Here is a 15,604-nt window from a genome sequence, read left to right as displayed (position 1 = left end):
GCCCGGTGCGTGGAAACGCGCACGCCGGGTTCGGCGAGCGGCCCGCAGAAACGGACCGGTGGCAACACCGGCACCGCGCTGCGGGCCGACTCAACGACCCCGCCGCGCAGTTGCCCTTCACCGACGCCGACGGTCAGCGGCTGACCGCGTTCGCCACCAACACCACCGGCCTCCCCATCGCCGCATTCGAACTGCGGCACCGCCAGTGGGCCCGCACCACGGACCGCAATCGAGTCGCCCGCTCCGCCTGCCCCTGCACGACGCCGTACAGGAGCGGATGTGGCTGGAGATCGTTCAGATCGGCCTCGCTCTGCTGGGCCTGCATGCCCATGCTCGCGCTGAACGGAAAGAACCGTATGTGGGAGCCCCGCCGCCGGAAACTCCGTCTCTTCTGTATGGCCTCGTAGATCGTCACGACCGGCCGCTGCCGGCACCTGGGATGCGCATGCCACTGGCCCTGGACCGATGTGATTCACCGACGCCGGTACGACTCGAAGTGGCTCTCGAAGCTCTCCCGAAAATCCGGCTGACCCCACGTGGCGTCCCAGCGAGCTGCGTCTTCCCGTCGGAGCCGTGGAACCGGTGCCAACCCGACGCGACGGCCCGGTTATCAGCCCGAACAGCCGAAACGGCCCGCCGAAGAAATCGGCGGACCGAAGATCGAGGCAAGGCCAGCGCCGTGACACTGTCGCCCGGCACCGGGACTGTCCTAAAGATTGTGTATGCCCCGGTGCGACCCAGATGGCATGAGGTGTGGCCTCTGCCGGGAAGGATCACCGATGGGGATCAAGGACAAGTCGCCCCGCGAGAGCATCGTACGGACGGGGGCTGACTTGGCGAGAGCGGCTGAGCTGGACCGGGACATGGCCGAGCAGCTGGTGGAGCGGGCCCGGCGCGAGGGGCTGAATCTGATGGGCGAGGGCGGGCTGTTGTCCGGCCTGGTCAAGCTGGTTCTGGAGGGCGCGCTTGAGGCTGAAATGAGTGAACACCTCGGCTACGAGAAGGGTGACAAGACCGGGGCCGGCTCGGGGAATTCACGCAACGGGACTTCACGCAAGACGGTGTTGACAGACGTCGGGCCGGTCGAACTGGAGGTTCCCCGGGACCGGGTCGGCAGCTTCACACCAGCCATCGTGCCCAAGCACTCACGGAGGGTCGCGGGCGACGCCGTCGAGGGGATCAAGGCTCATGGTGCGGTTGTCCTAGCTGCTGCTTATGCTCTGGCACATGGCTCAGGAGCGACCAGACATCCCAACTGCGTTGAAGCGAGCGGTACTTGTTGAGGCAGGTCACCGATGCGCGATCCCTACATGCAGGCAGACACCTGTCGAACTCGCCCACATCACGCCGTGGGCCAAGGTCAAGGAGCACACTTTCGACAATCTCATCGCCCTCTGTCCCACATGCCATACGCGCTTTGACCGTGGTGAGATGGACAGAAAATCAATGCTTCAGTACAAGGCGAACCTTGAGATTCTGAACCATCGATATACGGATATCGAACGGCAGCTATTGAAGGCTCTTCTCCGTAGGGTGCAATGGTTTCGGGAGACGTATCCGACGCTTCGGGCTCAGGAAATTAACAATTGGGCACAGGCTGGGCGCATTCGCTTGTACGCCGACATGCAATGGGTGGTGTCGAATCTCCTTGATGATGGACTCATCGAGTTCCGAGTGGAGCGCCACAGGCTGTTGCAGCAGCAGGAGCAGACACGGAACGCAAAGGTCGTCGAGCTAACCGACAAGGGGCTTGAGTTTCTTGACCATTGGGTCGCTGCGCAGCCGCTCTAACGCAGGGCTCGCCGGAACTGCGCTGTGATCAACGCGCCGATGGTGTCAGCCTCGCGGTTGGCCGGGTCTTCGAGGAACTTCGCCTTTCTGCCAGGGCTGTGCCGGGAGGTGAGGTCCTCGTGCACCCTCGCGGCGTACGGGGTGTCGTAGGTGACGCCGGCGACGAGGTCCTGCTCGTCGCCGGTGGTCGCGCCGGAGCGTGCGTTGGCGTTGCGCTACCGGAGGTAGGCATGCAGGGCCCGGATCTGCACGGTGTGGTTTGGGTGCTTGGAATGGGCGATGGTGAACTGCCGCAGTGGTCCGAAGTGGGCCTCGACGGGGTTCGCCCACGAGGCGTAGGTCGGGGTGAAGCACAACCTGACCTTGTGCTTCTCCGCCCAGCGACGGATGGCGGTGCCTCTGTGAGCGGACAGGTCGGTACGGGCGGCCGGACTTGAGGCGCGGGCCTGGCCGCGAGAACGTTGTCCCTAGGTGTGCCACGCGCTACAGTCACCCTGCGCTTACGAGCGCTGAGTCCACGGACATCCGGCCCACGGGCCGCCTCCCTACGCGGAGTTCACATGATCACGCTCACCCCGGTGGAACGCGATATCCACAGCCACCTTCTAATGCTCGCAAAGGAGGGCGATCCGGCCAACCCGGCTGGTTCGGCATGCATCACGTACAAGGGACTTGGGAAGGCCATCGATCCCGAAGGACGGAACCCGGGCATGTCTCGGCCCCCGTTCCGGACGATGTTCCCCTCCCTCGGCCACGTCAGCATGTACGAGGTCGAGCACGGCCGCCCCATGCTCTCGGCGCTCGTCGTGAGCCAAGAAACCGGTACCGCCGGACCGGGGTTCGCTGAACTGGCACGGCACCTCCAGTTCGAGGTTGAGGACGACGAGGCGTTCTGGCGACGCGAACTCCAGGAAACGGTGCGCTTCTGGTCAGCGAACGACCCCGTGCTTGTTGTCGACGCGGCTGTCGACCGGGTGCTGGAAGAGCTCAAACAGATCAAGGCGCTGCTGCGGAAGCGCGGCGCATAATCGGCCCACCTGACTCTGGCTTGGAGCTCGGCCTCAAGCCCGGCCGCTCGTACCGCTGGGCGGGCGCCTGGCAAGTGTGGTGGGGAGCGTGCCGGAAGCCGTGCGGCCGACCGGGGGAGCAAGGCATGGGCGGATCCCATCTGAGGCAACTGGCGTGTGGCGTCGGTGATCCCCGCTAGGGTTCACATCTTGTCCACACTCGCTCTTGGCGGGGGTTTTGTTCGTGTCTGTGATGGCAGCTCGTCGCGCTTCGGACCCGGCCCGGATCGGGCGCTTCAGGGTGGTCGGGGTGCTGGGCGCGGGTGGGATGGGCACCGTGTACGCCGCGGTCGGGGAGCGGGGCGAGCGGATAGCGGTGAAAGCCGTGCACGTCGGGCAGGCTGCGGATGACCAGTTCCGGGCCCGATTCCGGCGCGAGGTGCAGGTGCTGCGGCGGGTGTCGGGTCCGTGTCTGGTGCCGCTGCTGGAGGCCGATCACGAGGCGGACGTCCCGTGGCTGGCGGCGGCCTACGTACCCGGCTTGACGCTCGGAGAGCACACGGCGGTGCACGGGCCGCTGGCCGGGATCCAGTTGCACCTGTTCGCTGCGGGGACGGCCGGGGCGCTCGCGGCCGTGCACGCCGCCGGGGTGGTCCATCGCGACCTGAAACCCGCGAATGTGATCCTGGCCCCGGACGGGCCGCGGGTGCTGGACTTCGGTATCGCCCATGTCACCGACGGCACCGCGGTCACCCGTACCGGCATGCTCACCGGGACCCCGGGCTGGCTTAGCCCCGAGTATTACCGGGACGGCGCCGCCGGGCCGCCAGGGGATGTCTTTGCCTGGGGTGTGCTGCTCGCCTTCGCGGCCACCGGCCGCCACCCCTTCGGCACCGGCAATGCCGAGGCCGTCGCCTTCCGCGTCCTCAGCGCCGAGCCGGACCTCGACGGTGTCCCCGACGACATGCTCAGCCTCGTGACGGCGTGCCTCGCCAAAGACCCAGGCCATCGTCCGTCGTCCGCCGTCGTGGCGCAGAAGACCGCCGAGCTGCTCGGCGAGCAGGCGACTCAGGTCCTCGGGAATGTCCACGACCGGCCGACCGAGGTCCCGAACCTGATCGCAGAGCAGTGGCACCCCCCGACCGTCGAAGACCCCGCCTGGCCGGCTTCCGCGATACGCCCTCCCCACCGCCGCGCCCGGCTCATCGTCGTCGCGGCCGCCGTGTTCGCCGCGGCCGCCACAGGGACCTGGTTCGCGCTGGACCCGGGCCACGCCTCAGCGCGCGCCACCCACTCCCCGCAGTCGGCTTCGAACCGCTCTACCCCTGGCGCCACACCGGCTGCGACCACGTCACCTCTCGCCCGTTCAGCCGTTACCGAGTCACAGACCCCGACCGCCGCGGCGTCGTCCGCGCCGACGCAGACCCAGGTGGTCACCCTCAGCCCCTGGTCCCCAGGCGGCACCCCGGCAACCGGTATCACCATCACCGACCGGGCCAGCGGCTCCTGCTTCGGGACCGCCGAATCCACGATGCGCACCGACGCCTGGCGCTGCACCGCGGGCGACCGGATCCTCGACCCGTGTTTCTCCCTGGACACCGATCCCTCGGACACCAGCGCGCTGTGCCTGGACGGAGCCCCCGACCGCATGGTCGAACTGTCGGTCCCCGAGGGCTTTCCCGGCAACAACAACCACATGCCGGGCGGACCCGACATCGAACCGATCACCCTCGTCCTGGCCAAGGGCGCCCGGTGCTCGTTCACCGGTGGCGGTACCGCGACGCTGGCGGGACAGCGCCTGAACTACGGCTGCGACAACGGCGGCTACCTGTACGGCTACCCGAACAAGACAGCCGCGCTGTGGACCATCTCCTACGCAGCCCCCGGCAGCGGAGCCAGTGTCTCCACGCCGATCACCACCGTCTACCAGTAGCCCGCCGACGGTCGCGTCAGCACATCGGGCGGTCGATCAGCCCGACACCATTCCGCTGCTGCTAAGCAGTCTCCCCCTTCTTCCACCCGTCACTACAGCCGCATGTCTTCGGAGGCTTCTCTGCGGGATCGGATGTCAGTCCCCACTGCGATGATGCACGTGTGACAGAACGGGCAAGAACAGTGGTGTGGCTGCTGGTCGCGCTCTTCGGCCTGGCGGCCGTGGGGTTGGGCATCGTGGCGACGGTTGTCGATCTCGACACGTCTGCGCAACTGGCAACCGTGGCCGGATCGGTTGGCGGCTTCCTCGGATTCGCGTTGAGCGGCTACGCCCTTCTGCGGCCGCCTGCCGCTGGCAGCGGCAGAATCGCTGCGACTGCGGCAGGAACGCGGTCCGTCGCGGCCGGCGGCAGCATCGGGCGAGCAGTTACAGGCGACCGCGCCAGCCTTACAGCAGGTCCTGTGATACCAACGGCAGGAACTTCGGGTTCGGCGCAGGCCAACGGGGAACGGGGGATTGCGGCTGGGGGCGAGATCGGCGAGGCCATCACCGGAGACGACACGCGCTCATGAACCGGTGGAAGAAGTCTGAAGCAGTGCCGGATCCACAGAGTTCGTTCTCGGACGGCAGTCCTCTGCCATCGGCCTCTGGCGCCACAGCGTCGGGAGCCCGGTCTGTTGCAGCCGCAGGCAGTATCGGCGCGGCCACCACGGGTGACAACAGTCCCCTGAGCGTGACGGTGCACGCGCCAGCGCCGCTGCCCACCGCGCTTGATTCCCTTCCCGCTGCACCCGCGATGCTCAGCGGCCGGGAAGCGGAGATCGGGCACGTCCTGTCGGCCCTTCGACCCCACGTCGAGTCGCGGCACGATCCGGACTCGTCGGGAGACACGCCGGACGCCGCCTCGACGCCGCCCGATGTCCTGCCGCCAGTACTCGTGACCTCGATCGCAGGTCTTGCCGGAGTGGGCAAGACCGCACTTGCCCTGGCGGCTGGGCATGCCGCAACGGGAGCCGGTTGGTTCACCGGCAGCCTCTTCGTTGATCTGCACGGATATGACGAGAGCCCGGTCCAGCCCGGGCAGGCTCTGGAGGCGTTCCTGCGGGCTCTGGGGGTCGGTTCTGACAGCATTCCTGTGGCGGTCGAGGAACGCGCGGCCATGTACCGGTCAGCGCTGGCTGCCCTGGCGGAGGAGGGCCAGCGTCTGCTGATCGTGGCCGACAACGCCTCCAGTGCCGACCAGGTCCGTCTCCTGCTTCCCGGAAACCACGCGCACCGGTTCCTGATCACCTCCCGGCATACGCTGCCCACGCTCAACGCACGCCTCGTCGAACTGGGCGTGCTCGAACCCCGCGCCGCAGCGGCTCTCTTGCGTCAGACCCTCCAGATGGCGAACCCCGACGACCCGCGGGCCATCGAGGCCGGCACGGGCATCGATGAACTGGCAAGCCTGTGCGGGTATCTGCCGCTGGCTCTGCACATCAGCGCCGCTCTGTTGATTCTGGAACCTCACCAGACAGTTGCCGAACTAGCGGCAGAGTTGGCCACGGCCCGATCACGCCTTGGCTTCCTCGACGACGGTGAACGTGCTATACGCGCCTCCTTCGATCTCTCCTGCCGCCGACTGCCCCCGGACCACGCCAGCCTCTTCTCCCTCATGGCGCTCAATCCCGGTCCCGACATGGGTCTCGACGCAGTGGCAGTCCTCGCCGACCGCCCAGTGCCAGCGGTTCGCCCCATACTGCGCAACCTCGTCCAGGCGCACCTGATCGAGTGCGTGAACCGGCGTTGGTCGATGCACGACCTCGTGCGCGAGTACGCCACCGAACTGGGGCACAGCACGCTCAACGCGGCAGCGGACAGTGCCACCGGTGGAGCCGGACGGGATACGGCGACGGCCTACGTTCTTCAGCATCGTCGGCTACTGGAGTACTACTCCACGTCCACCATCGCCGCGAGTGCACACCTCAGCGTGCAGGCAGACCTACCCGTACCAGACAATTTCGCCGACCGGGATGAGGCGCTTGCCTGGCTGGATGGCGAGCGTGCCAACCTGACGGGCTCTGTAGCCGCGGCAGCGGCCACCGGGCACCAAGACATCGCCATCAAGCTTCCGGTGGTCCTCTACGACTACCTCGTCTGGCGTGGGTACTTCGACGACCTGATCGCCGTCACAACGACCGCCTGCGCCATCGCCCACCAGGCAGGAGCACTCACCGCAGAGGCAGGCGCATGGAACAACCTCGGCATCGCACTCAACGGTGCCTCACGCTACGCCGAAGCTCTGGCCGCCTACGAGCGGGCCATCGAACTTTTTGCTTCACTCGACGATCACAACGAACGGGGTAAGGCACTCAACGGGAAGGGCTCTGCCCTGCACGACTCCGGGAAACCTGCAGAGGCGTTGCTGGTCCACCAAGAGGCTCTCGCCATCCAGCGAGCTGTAGGGGATGTGCGCGAACAGGCCGCGGTGCTGAACAACCTTTCCCTGGACCATCAGGAGCTGGAGAACTACGCAGAGGCGTGTGCAACAGCAGAGGAGGCCGCCTCCCTTTTTCAACGTCTCGGCGACCCTACGAATGAAGCGAATGCACTGTGCGCGGCGGCTTTCGCGCTGCAAGCCTCGGGACGGCCTGAGGCGGCACAGGCTGCTTGCCAACGCGCCGTCGAGACCAGCCGTGCAGTGGGGAGCCCCCTCGTTGAGGCGGCGATTCTCATGACCTGTACTCAGCTGGACGACCTCACACCACAGCAACAGATCGGCTACTTCTTGCAGGCAGAAGCGGCCTGCAAGCAAGCCAACGCCCGCGACCTCCACGCCCATGCGTTGTGCGGTATCGGCATGGCATTGACCACGTTGGGCGACAGGCACCGGGCCGTCACCTACTTCGTGCGCGCGGAGCGCATGTTCGAAGACCTCGGCCTCACGGAGGAAGCAGGGCAAATTGGCGACCTACTCGCCGCCCTCCAAACCTAACCATTGGTCTGGCGCCCTGCTCATAGCGCTTCTGCCTGGGGCCGGGTGAGGTCGGGTGGATAGCCCTTTGCGCGAAGCCAGGTGTCGAGGGCCAGGGCGACAATGTCGCCGTGGGAAACGTCGTGGTCGGCGTTGTAGCGGCGGATGCGTCGCTGGAGTTGCAGGATGTCGGGGACGGCGTAGTTGAGCTGTCCGCGTTTCATGTTGCGGTTGCCGATGACCGCGAGAGTGTCTGGATGAGGGGTGAGCGGATCGTCGGCGGGCTCGGACTGGGCTTCGAGTGTGTCGGCCATGTCGCGTAGCCGACGGGCGTGGTGGGAGAGGTCGGGCACGAAGGCTGCTCCGATCGGTTTGGCTAGGCGGCTAGTTGGCCGCCTATTGGGCTATTGGAATAGTCGGTGGAAGGGGCGGCCGCGCACTCAGCGAGCTGGCGGCCGTCCCTGTGCCGTGCGGCGTGTCAGAAGCCGCGGGTGGTGAGCCATTCGTCCAGTGCAACCGAGACGATGTCGCCCATGGGCAGGTGATCGAGTTCGTTGTCCAGCGCGAAGCGCTTGATGCGCCTTTTCAGCTTCAGCGCGGCGGGGACCGAGGAATCGAGGCTCTCGCGCGCGATGATGCGCTGATTGAGGACGACGGCGGCTTCCGGGATGTCCTTCGGGCGCCCCGACCCGTGCTCCCATGAAGTCCCGTTACTGGGCGCCGGATCCGAACCGGCTTGCTGCTCGTGCTGAGGATTCGCTGCGCCAGTACTCACAGGGAACGCAGCGGCTCCCATAACGGGAAGAATTGTCGAGTGAATCGCCACCTGAGCGGTGTGCGCCACACCCGGAGCAGCTCCCGTGTCTTGAGACGCTCCGTGCTGCGAGACGTGCTCGGCCAATGGCGTGGGCTGAGCCGCAGGTGCTGAGGGCTGTGCAGCCGGGGCCACAGTCTGCCCAAGCGCCTGCCACTCCATCGACGCCACAGGAGATTCTGTTCCGGCCTCGGAGGCGACGACGGCTGGGCGGGCCGGCTGACTGGCAGCAGGGTCCTGCACCGGGCTGCCCAGCGCGGCCTCGACGCGCGGGTGGGCGGGCGGTGCCGCGGGCTCCTGCGCCACCTCGGCCATCATCTCGGTCGGGTCCTGCGTCGATACCCCGATGGGAACGCTGGATACAGCGGGCTGAACCTGCGGCTCGCTGGCAGCGGGACGGCCTTCGCCCCGTGCGGCGGCCTGTTCGATGGCGAACTGCTCGGGGGTGAGCTCGGCGGTCGGGGGAGGGGGCGGCGGGGTCGTCTTCTTGGCCCCGCCCAGGGCACGCCCGCCGCTGCGGCGGGCCGGGGGCTTCGGCCTGTCGTTCTTCTCGCTCATACCTCGGTCAGCTCCTTCATCAGGTTGGCGTACTCGCTCAGTTCGGTGGGGATCTCTCCGAAGGCCTCCATGTAGTGCACCCAGGAGTGGATGGTGGTCTCGGCGAGCGGGAACGGTTCGTCGCGGCCCGGGCCTATGCCCTCGCCCTCGGCGGGCTCCAGCAGCTGCTCCTTCGCCCGGCCGGGCAGGCTGGTGCGGTCGTCGGCCTTGACCATGACCACGTGGGCGGTGACGCCCTGCTCGTTGCGGGCGGACGCGCGCTCGGCCTCGTCGAAGGTGGCCACGAGCTTGCGGCGCTCGATCTTGGTGGGGGCGACCGGCACGAGCAGCAGGTTGGCCTCGGTGACAGCCTCGTGGAAGATCCGGGCGCTGCCGCCGCCGGCGTCGACCACGATCGCGCCGAATTCGGCGCGCTTGGCACGGATGTACTCGGCGATGTCGTCGAACGGGTACCGCTCGATCACCAGGTGCTCGGGGATCTCGAAGCCGGCGGCTTGGGCGACCTTGAACCAGTCGTAGGCGGACTGGCTGGTGGCGTCGGCGTCCAGCAGCAGCGTCGGCAGGTCGAGGACGACGGCGTAGTAGAGGGCGATGAACCAGGCGGAGGTGGTCTTGCCGGTGCCGCCCTTGAGCATGCCGACCACGATGACGAAGGCGTCCCAGGCGCTGGCCGTGGCCGCGGCCAGGGTCTTGGTACGGGTGTTCTCACTCACGTGTGCTTGATCTCCTGAATCGGGAAAGGTGCGTTGACTTGGGCGCGCCGGCGAGATTGTCGACGAGCGGGGGCGGTTGATTGCCGACGAAGGAGGAGCCCGAGCAGCGCTGCATCCGGGATGACCTGCGATCGGTCCCCTGAACTGCCTGGCCCGGTTGGGGACGCCTTCAGGTCCGCTCATGACCGCTTCTTTTTCCGGGTACGAGCCGGGCCGTGGTTGTGCTTGGGCCGCATGCGAGTGCCCGCCTGGTGCAGGAGCCGGTAGACGGTTCCGATGGAGTAGTTGCACTCCTCGGCGAGGTCCGGCACTGTGGCGCCGGCCTCGTACCGCGCCCGCAGGGACAACGCGAGCTTCATACGGCGTGCGGTACTGGCTGCGGAACGAATGCGGAGTGTTTGCTGAGTGGTGCGGGGCGTGCCCCCGGCCTCGATCAGCAGCCGCCGTGCGGCACGTCGTGTCACGGACCCCGACTCGGCCAACTCCGTGAGTGTGGCGCCCTGTTGCTCGTAGAGGCGGCGTAGACGAGCCGCGAGATTGCCGCGGGCTTGCCCGTCGCGGAGCCTGCGCGTCTGCCACGAGGTGCGCATCACGGTCCCGGCGTCGCGTAGACGGTTGAGGACCGTGCCGTACGACAGGCCACTGCTCGCTACGAGTTCGTCGACTGTCGCACCAGCCTCGTACTTCGTGCGTAGAGCTTGTGGAGTCCGCGACTCGCCCTCGGCGGGTGTGGTGGGAGGGTGTTGTGGGTTCATGCGGCGGAGTTCCATTCGCTGAGGGCTTCGGCATGGGCAGCAGTCAGCTCGTCGTAACTGCGCTGGTCGGCAGGGGTGATGAGGATCAGGCGACCGTCCGTGGCGACCCGCCAGTCGGCAGCGGTCCGGCCGGTGACCGGATCGAGGACACGCCCGCCGGAGGTGTGCCACGCGGGCGGGATTTCGTCCGGGCGTGGCGCGGGAATGAGCACTTGGCGGCCGTCGCGGACGATCACCACGGCCTTGCTGCGGTGCTCCGCGAGCCGGTTCAACGCCTCTCGGTATGTGGCGCGTTGGGCCGCATGCAGAGCCTTGCGCGAGGCGGCGAGTCCCCACGTGTCGTACTGCTCGGCGACCGTGTCCCAGCCCAGCGCGGGCACGACGTTGAGTCCGGGAACGGAGGTCGAGAGGCTGCTGCCGAGACCTTCCAGGGCTCGCGGTGCGAGGGCCCAGGTTTCCCCGGTGTGGTGCACGAGGCCGTACTCGGCGAGGCGTCGCAGGGTCCGGTAGGTGGTCGCGCGGGAGACCGAGGAAGTGCCGACGAGCTCGCTGGCCGTCTGGTCGGGGCGTTGGTGCAGTGCGCTGATGATCAGGAGGGCGGGGCTGCCGAGGCCGTGGTGGGCGAAGGCGTCGTGGCCCATGAGGCGGGCGAGGACGGTGGAGTCGATGTCGGCCGTGGTGGCCGTCTCAGGGGTGGGCCACTCCTCAAGTGCCGGGTCGGGGGGGAACTGAGTGGTCCGATAGCGAGACGGCCGGGCGTTGAGGTACCAGGTCGAGCCTTCGCGGCCGTGGCCGACCCGCAGTCGGCGCAGCCAGCCGTGCGGTTTGAGGACGGTTTCGTAGACGGCCCGCAGTGTCGTGCGGGAGATGCCGGCTTCTTCGGCGGTCTGCCGTTCGCTGGCGTGGTGCAGGGGGCCGCCCGCGGTCTCGGCGAAGTTCAGGTGCGCCCGCAGCACGCGCAGGGCGGTCCGTCCTCGCTCCCCGCGCCAGGGTGTGGTCTCGATGCGGTCGCGGAGTGCGGCGAGAACCTCGTACGCCTGGTGCCGGGATCCCAGTGCCAATGTGGTGCCGACGGCGGTTGAGGCGCTGGCCCAGACCCGGCGGAGGTAGTCCAGGGCGCGTGTCTGCCCGGAGCGCAGTGCGATGGTGCGGGTGTGTCGTCCGCCCTCGTGCTCGGGGTGCAGCAGCAGTCGGGTCAGCTGGTCGAGGGTGCCGCCGGCGCGGACCATGTGGCAGGCGATCGCCGCGGTGATCCGGTGCCCGTGCTCGGCCGCGCCTTGGCGGTCCTCGCGCAGGACCAGGCTTCGGCCGTCGGAGGCGAGTCGGCTGTAACTGCCGGTGGCGTAGCGGCCGGTGAGGTCGCCGAGCAGGACCAGATCGGCCGCGGCCGGGGGCAGGTGGCAGAGGCCCAAGGGGCCGGACGGGTGGGAGAGTTGTTGCGGGAGGTCTGTCTGATGGGTCTTGTAGGGCACGGTGGGGTCGTCTCGCAAAGACGTGGACGCCACCCAGGCCCGCTAAAACCACGGGCGGCATCCGGAACCGACCTCCGTCGGAGCCAGCACGGTCTCCAGGATGGCCGTCCTGGAAGCCCCGTAGGCCTGGCCCCGAGCGGAGGCAGGCGTCCCCATCGCAGCTCGACCAGAGGACGAATCAGAGTCCTGCCAGAGTCGCCCACTCGTGATCCACACCGGCCAACTCAGGTCCCTCAAGAGCCAGTTTCAGGGGCTGTTGCCTCTGACTGCCGCTGAGTAATCCGGGTCGAACCGGGGTCGAATCAGAGCGGTTTCCTCTGACTGCCTCCGATCGCCTCCGTAACCCGTCCTAGCAGGTCACAGCCTCATCGCCCCCACACAAGCGCAGGTCAGAAAGATGCGCTAGCTGTACCACTGGTTCCTGGCGAAGGCGGTGATGTGCGGCATGAGAGGGGTCCCGTCATCCTCGACGTCGTGTCGGGAACACCATGACGATGTCGCCTCCACCCCGGCAATAGGACTTCCGCCGGACGGAAACTCCCTGGCCGGCCGCTTACTGCCCGCCACGTGGTATTCAGTTCGCTTCACCGCTCCGGCCGAGACCGGGAGGGGGTGCACTTTCTGGTCCTGCACTCACGGGGTGGCGCAACAGCGGCGGACCGTCTCGTAGGAGACGGTCACACCGAGCTCAAGCATGAGTCACCTCGACCGGGTACCGGTGCCCCTTGTGCGACGGCGGTGTCCTCACCACGGACGGTCCCGTCCAGCACCACCAACCCGAAGATCGTCCCACCCCGTCAGCCAACGTGACAGGGCCCATTGCCGTCTCCTGCGGGGCGGCGGTGCCTAGGATCACCGCATGAACCAAACAAATGACCCATTGCTGGCGGTGGTGTCCGCGTATGCAGCCGTATTCGAGGAAATGGCAGCCGTCACTACGGGGCGCACCCGAAGAGGCCCGCAGGGCACGGTGCTTGCCATCTCCGGGGCACCGCTCGCCCCGCTGAACGCCATCATCAGTCCCAGTCTGGAGCCGCGCGCCGAGGAGATAGCGGCGTTGGCGGCCTCGGAGAGCCCGTGGGAGATCCCCTGGAGTATCCAAGTCCGGGGAGTTCCGGGGAAGCTGGTCACCGAGGCGGCAGCGCGGCACGGGCTGACCCGTTTCGAGCGGGAGCAGCTCATGGTCCGGCGCTCCGACCAAGGGCTGCCGACGGAGCCGGTCGTTGATTCCCTGCGTGTACGGGCCGTGTCCGTCAATGAGCTGGATCTGTATGCCAGGACCGTTGCGGAAGGCTTCGAAGCGCCGCACGAGATGTTCCAGGTGTTGACTCATCCGTCTCTGGGGAAAAGCGACAGGATCACTTTTTACCTTGCGGAGTTGGACGGCGTTCCTGTGGGAACGGGCATGACGGCCACCTCCGGTGATCTGACGGGCATCTTCAACATCACCACACTCCCGGGCTACCGGCGGCGTGGTTACGGGCGGGCCGTCACGGTGGAGATGGTCCGTGCGGGCTTCGCCGCAGGTGCCGGCACGGCCTACCTCTACACGTCCAAGATGGGCGAGCCCGTGTACCAGTCGGTCGGCTTCCACACCGAGGAGTATCTGACGGTGATCACTGCTCCGTCGTAGGCGTGCTCTGCCGCTGACTGGCCAGAGATCTTGGGGGTCTCGCCCGCCTCCCTCCTTCTCCTGCGGAATCCCGGGCAGGCAGTCCGCCTGCCCGGGAATCCGTCTCCTGCGGCGCGGGCTGTGGAGCCCGCCCGTACTTCAGCGCGTCCGAGGCCATGGTTGACCTCGCATGGCGTTCCCGTCCCTGAGAGCGGGGCGCCGTCGCCCCGCGTGCCGTGGTTGGACTCAGGGTCCTGAGGCTTGCGACGGCTCGGCAAGGCGGCCTCTGTCAGGCGGAAGGGTGTTCGTGAAGTGGCTGGTCAAGCGGTGCAAGGGGAATTCAGTTGCTCAGGGACTCCACATATGGCAACAGCTTGGCCGGGTTCATCACCCACATGATTCGGTCGATTCCATCGACCGACGCGTCGACGGCCAGTAGCGCTACGACGTCGCCATCGACAGAGACCAGAACGGCCGGCCGTCCGTTGGCCTCGACCCACCGAGTGTCGGCGGGAGGCCAGAACCGGGGCGCGAAGGCAGCGAGGTATCTGGAGACGTGCGGACGCCCGATGACCGGAATCTTCGATGCGCCGCGGATCCCGCCGCCGTCGGAGTAGCTGACGACGTCCGTCGCGAGGACTTCCTCGAGCACTGCCAGATCGCCCGTTCGTGCTGCGGCGAGAAACACCTCGAGCAGGCGCTGGTGATCAGCGGGGCTGACCCTCTCTCTGCGCTCGGCGGCCAGGTGTTTACGCGCACGGCTCACCAGCTGCCGCGCATTAGCCTCACTTGTCTCCAGGATGTCTGCGACCTGCTTGTAGGGGTAGTCGAAAGCCTCCCGGAGAACGTAGGCGGTGCGCTCCACCGGGTTCAGCTTCTCGAGGAGGAGAAGAACCGCGAGCTCGAGCGCCTCGGCCCGTTCCGCCCCCACCTGCGGGTCCGAGCTGGTGTCAACCGGCTCCGGAAGCCACGGCCCGATGTACGACTCCCGGCGCACCCTGGCGGACTTGGCGAGGTTGACGGCCAGCCGTGCCGTGACCGTACTCAGGAACGCCGTCGGTTCGAGGATGTTCGCTCGGTCCGTGTTCTGCCACCGCAGCCACGCCTCCTGAACGATGTCTTCAGCCTCTACCGTGCTCCCCAGCACGCGGTAGGCGATACCGAAGAGCCGAGGGCGCGCCGCGAGGAACTCGCTCGCCGCCTCGTCCAGGCCCCCGGCGGTGTCGTCCTTGGCGTGCATCGTCGTCCCTTCCGCCTCTGCACCCACCACGTTACAGGGCATCGCGACAGCGTTCGCGGGCGGGCCTGTGGAGGGGAAGCACCACGACACAAGATGTGTAGCACCTGGTGTCACGCGGGTGCTTGGCGCGGATCCGCACATTGAATCTGGACTGCAGAAGGCTCATCCACGTCCGTGTGCGTGTCACAAGGTGGGGGTGTGCTCGGTCAGGGTTGCTGAATGCTGATCGCCATGATCCAGCTCCAGACGAAGAAGGGATGACGAACGATGACACCTCAAGGTGATCTCCCGGCGCCCGAGCACGGCCTTCTCCTCACGCACTTCTTGACCGTGCGCGACGTTGCCGTGTCCCGGCGGTTCTACGCCGACGTCTTCAGCGGTGAGGTGGTGATGGACGAGAATCCGGCGATCGTGAAGATCGCCAACAGCTGGATCATCATGAATCCCGGAGGCGGACCCACTCCCGACAAGCCGGACGTCATCCTGGAGGCGCCCCAGAGCAGCGAACGGGTGTCGAGCTTCCTGAACGTGCGCGTGGCCGACATGGCCGCCTTCTACGCGCACGCCGTCGAGAACGGCGCCCACTTTCTCACCGCCCCCCTGGACCGCACCTCCGAGCTGCGCTGCTACCTGCGCGATCCCGACGGCTACCTCATCGAAGTGGGCCAGTCCACCGGTCTGCTCAGGGGAATCCAGGCCGATCAGCCCGTAAACCCGACCTGATGTGTCGCATCTCCTGATCGGTCGGCAACA

At 67.3% G+C, this 15,604-nt stretch carries 12 protein-coding genes and 3 pseudogenes; 8 read left to right on the top strand and 7 right to left on the bottom strand.

All coding sequences use genetic code 11. The features are described 5' to 3' along the window. Window positions 1–98: 98 nt before the first annotated feature. The 3 genes and pseudogenes from ABZ396_RS29845 to ABZ396_RS29835 all read left to right on the top strand — a co-directional run. Window positions 99–404: pseudogene (locus ABZ396_RS29845) on the top strand (IS1380 family transposase); the annotation flags it as partial. Window positions 405–863: 459 nt separating this feature from the next. Beyond that, a pseudogene (locus tag ABZ396_RS29840) lies at window positions 864–1,163 on the top strand (transposase); the annotation flags it as partial. Window positions 1,164–1,227: 64 nt separating this feature from the next. Further along, window positions 1,228–1,791: an HNH endonuclease signature motif containing protein gene (locus ABZ396_RS29835; RefSeq protein WP_358917664.1), complete on the top strand. Its 564-nt coding sequence runs from the start codon at window positions 1,228–1,230 to the stop codon at window positions 1,789–1,791. Window positions 1,792–2,006: 215 nt separating this feature from the next. On the opposite strand, the pseudogene ABZ396_RS29830 reads toward ABZ396_RS29835, so the two are convergent. Next, window positions 2,007–2,204: pseudogene (locus ABZ396_RS29830) on the bottom strand (transposase); the annotation flags it as partial. Window positions 2,205–2,351: 147 nt separating this feature from the next. Between ABZ396_RS29830 and ABZ396_RS29825 the strand changes: the two are divergent. From ABZ396_RS29825 to ABZ396_RS29815, 3 genes are all read left to right on the top strand, one after another. Beyond that, entirely contained in the window at window positions 2,352–2,819 is a 468-nt protein-coding gene (locus ABZ396_RS29825) for a hypothetical protein (protein ID WP_358917663.1), read from the top strand. A gap of 232 nt (window positions 2,820–3,051) precedes the next feature. After that, window positions 3,052–4,731 (top strand): serine/threonine-protein kinase, encoded by a 1,680-nt coding sequence (locus tag ABZ396_RS29820; RefSeq protein ID WP_358917661.1) that lies wholly within the window; start codon window positions 3,052–3,054, stop codon window positions 4,729–4,731. 733 nt (window positions 4,732–5,464) lie between these two features. Next, the gene (locus ABZ396_RS29815; RefSeq protein WP_358917660.1) at window positions 5,465–7,708 is read left to right on the top strand and encodes a tetratricopeptide repeat protein; all 2,244 of its coding nucleotides are present in this window, start codon (window positions 5,465–5,467) and stop codon (window positions 7,706–7,708) included. Window positions 7,709–7,728: 20 nt separating this feature from the next. On the opposite strand, the gene ABZ396_RS29810 is transcribed toward ABZ396_RS29815, so the two are convergent. The 5 genes from ABZ396_RS29810 to ABZ396_RS29790 all read right to left on the bottom strand — a co-directional run bounded on the left by ABZ396_RS29810 (window position 7,729) and on the right by ABZ396_RS29790 (window position 11,999). Continuing rightward, window positions 7,729–8,001 (bottom strand): hypothetical protein, encoded by a 273-nt coding sequence (locus ABZ396_RS29810; protein WP_359186363.1) that lies wholly within the window; start codon window positions 7,999–8,001, stop codon window positions 7,729–7,731. A gap of 164 nt (window positions 8,002–8,165) precedes the next feature. Beyond that, on the bottom strand, window positions 8,166–9,059 hold the full coding sequence (locus tag ABZ396_RS29805) for a hypothetical protein (RefSeq protein WP_358917658.1): 894 nt from the start codon (window positions 9,057–9,059) through the stop codon (window positions 8,166–8,168). Beyond that, on the bottom strand, window positions 9,056–9,772 hold the full coding sequence (locus tag ABZ396_RS29800) for a ParA family protein (protein WP_358917656.1): 717 nt from the start codon (window positions 9,770–9,772) through the stop codon (window positions 9,056–9,058). Before ABZ396_RS29800 ends, ABZ396_RS29805 begins: the two co-directional genes overlap by 4 nt. A gap of 179 nt (window positions 9,773–9,951) precedes the next feature. Further along, window positions 9,952–10,527, bottom strand: coding sequence for a helix-turn-helix domain-containing protein (locus ABZ396_RS29795; protein ID WP_358917654.1), 576 nt, complete (start codon window positions 10,525–10,527; stop codon window positions 9,952–9,954). Beyond that, a complete protein-coding gene (locus ABZ396_RS29790; RefSeq protein ID WP_358917653.1) occupies window positions 10,524–11,999 on the bottom strand; it encodes a MarR family winged helix-turn-helix transcriptional regulator in 1,476 nt (491 codons plus the stop codon). The genes ABZ396_RS29795 and ABZ396_RS29790 overlap by 4 nt, the downstream gene beginning before the upstream one ends. Before the next feature lie 859 nt (window positions 12,000–12,858). Here ABZ396_RS29790 and ABZ396_RS29785 point away from each other — a divergent pair. Beyond that, window positions 12,859–13,632: a GNAT family N-acetyltransferase gene (locus ABZ396_RS29785; RefSeq protein WP_358917651.1), complete on the top strand. Its 774-nt coding sequence runs from the start codon at window positions 12,859–12,861 to the stop codon at window positions 13,630–13,632. Between the two features lie 319 nt (window positions 13,633–13,951). On the opposite strand, the gene ABZ396_RS29780 is transcribed toward ABZ396_RS29785, so the two are convergent. Next, on the bottom strand, window positions 13,952–14,851 hold the full coding sequence (locus ABZ396_RS29780) for an RNA polymerase sigma-70 factor (RefSeq protein WP_358917649.1): 900 nt from the start codon (window positions 14,849–14,851) through the stop codon (window positions 13,952–13,954). Window positions 14,852–15,118: 267 nt separating this feature from the next. Between ABZ396_RS29780 and ABZ396_RS29775 the strand changes: the two genes are divergently transcribed. Beyond that, window positions 15,119–15,574 (top strand): VOC family protein, encoded by a 456-nt coding sequence (locus ABZ396_RS29775; RefSeq protein ID WP_358917648.1) that lies wholly within the window; start codon window positions 15,119–15,121, stop codon window positions 15,572–15,574. Window positions 15,575–15,604: the final 30 nt, after the last annotated feature.

This window comes from Streptomyces sp. NPDC005866 (genome assembly GCF_040629895.1).
Lineage (GTDB): Bacteria > Actinomycetota > Actinomycetes > Streptomycetales > Streptomycetaceae > Streptomyces.
The sequence above is the reverse complement of the archived record's forward strand: the minus strand, read 5'-3'. Positions and strand labels throughout refer to the sequence as shown.

Bases quoted from the DNA above. Each gene is read 5' to 3' on its own strand.
- ABZ396_RS29835 (WP_358917664.1), top strand. From the start codon at position 1,228: ATGGCTCAGGAGCGACCAGACATCCCAACTGCGTTGAAGCGAGCGGTA.
- ABZ396_RS29825 (WP_358917663.1), top strand. From the start codon at position 2,352: ATGATCACGCTCACCCCGGTGGAACGCGATATCCACAGCCACCTTCTA.
- ABZ396_RS29820 (WP_358917661.1), top strand. From the start codon at position 3,052: ATGGCAGCTCGTCGCGCTTCGGACCCGGCCCGGATCGGGCGCTTCAGG.
- ABZ396_RS29810 (WP_359186363.1), bottom strand. From the start codon at position 8,001: ATGGCCGACACACTCGAAGCCCAGTCCGAGCCCGCCGACGATCCGCTC.
- ABZ396_RS29805 (WP_358917658.1), bottom strand. From the start codon at position 9,059: ATGAGCGAGAAGAACGACAGGCCGAAGCCCCCGGCCCGCCGCAGCGGC.
- ABZ396_RS29795 (WP_358917654.1), bottom strand. From the start codon at position 10,527: ATGAACCCACAACACCCTCCCACCACACCCGCCGAGGGCGAGTCGCGG.
- ABZ396_RS29785 (WP_358917651.1), top strand. From the start codon at position 12,859: ATGAACCAAACAAATGACCCATTGCTGGCGGTGGTGTCCGCGTATGCA.
- ABZ396_RS29780 (WP_358917649.1), bottom strand. From the start codon at position 14,851: ATGCACGCCAAGGACGACACCGCCGGGGGCCTGGACGAGGCGGCGAGC.
- ABZ396_RS29775 (WP_358917648.1), top strand. From the start codon at position 15,119: ATGACACCTCAAGGTGATCTCCCGGCGCCCGAGCACGGCCTTCTCCTC.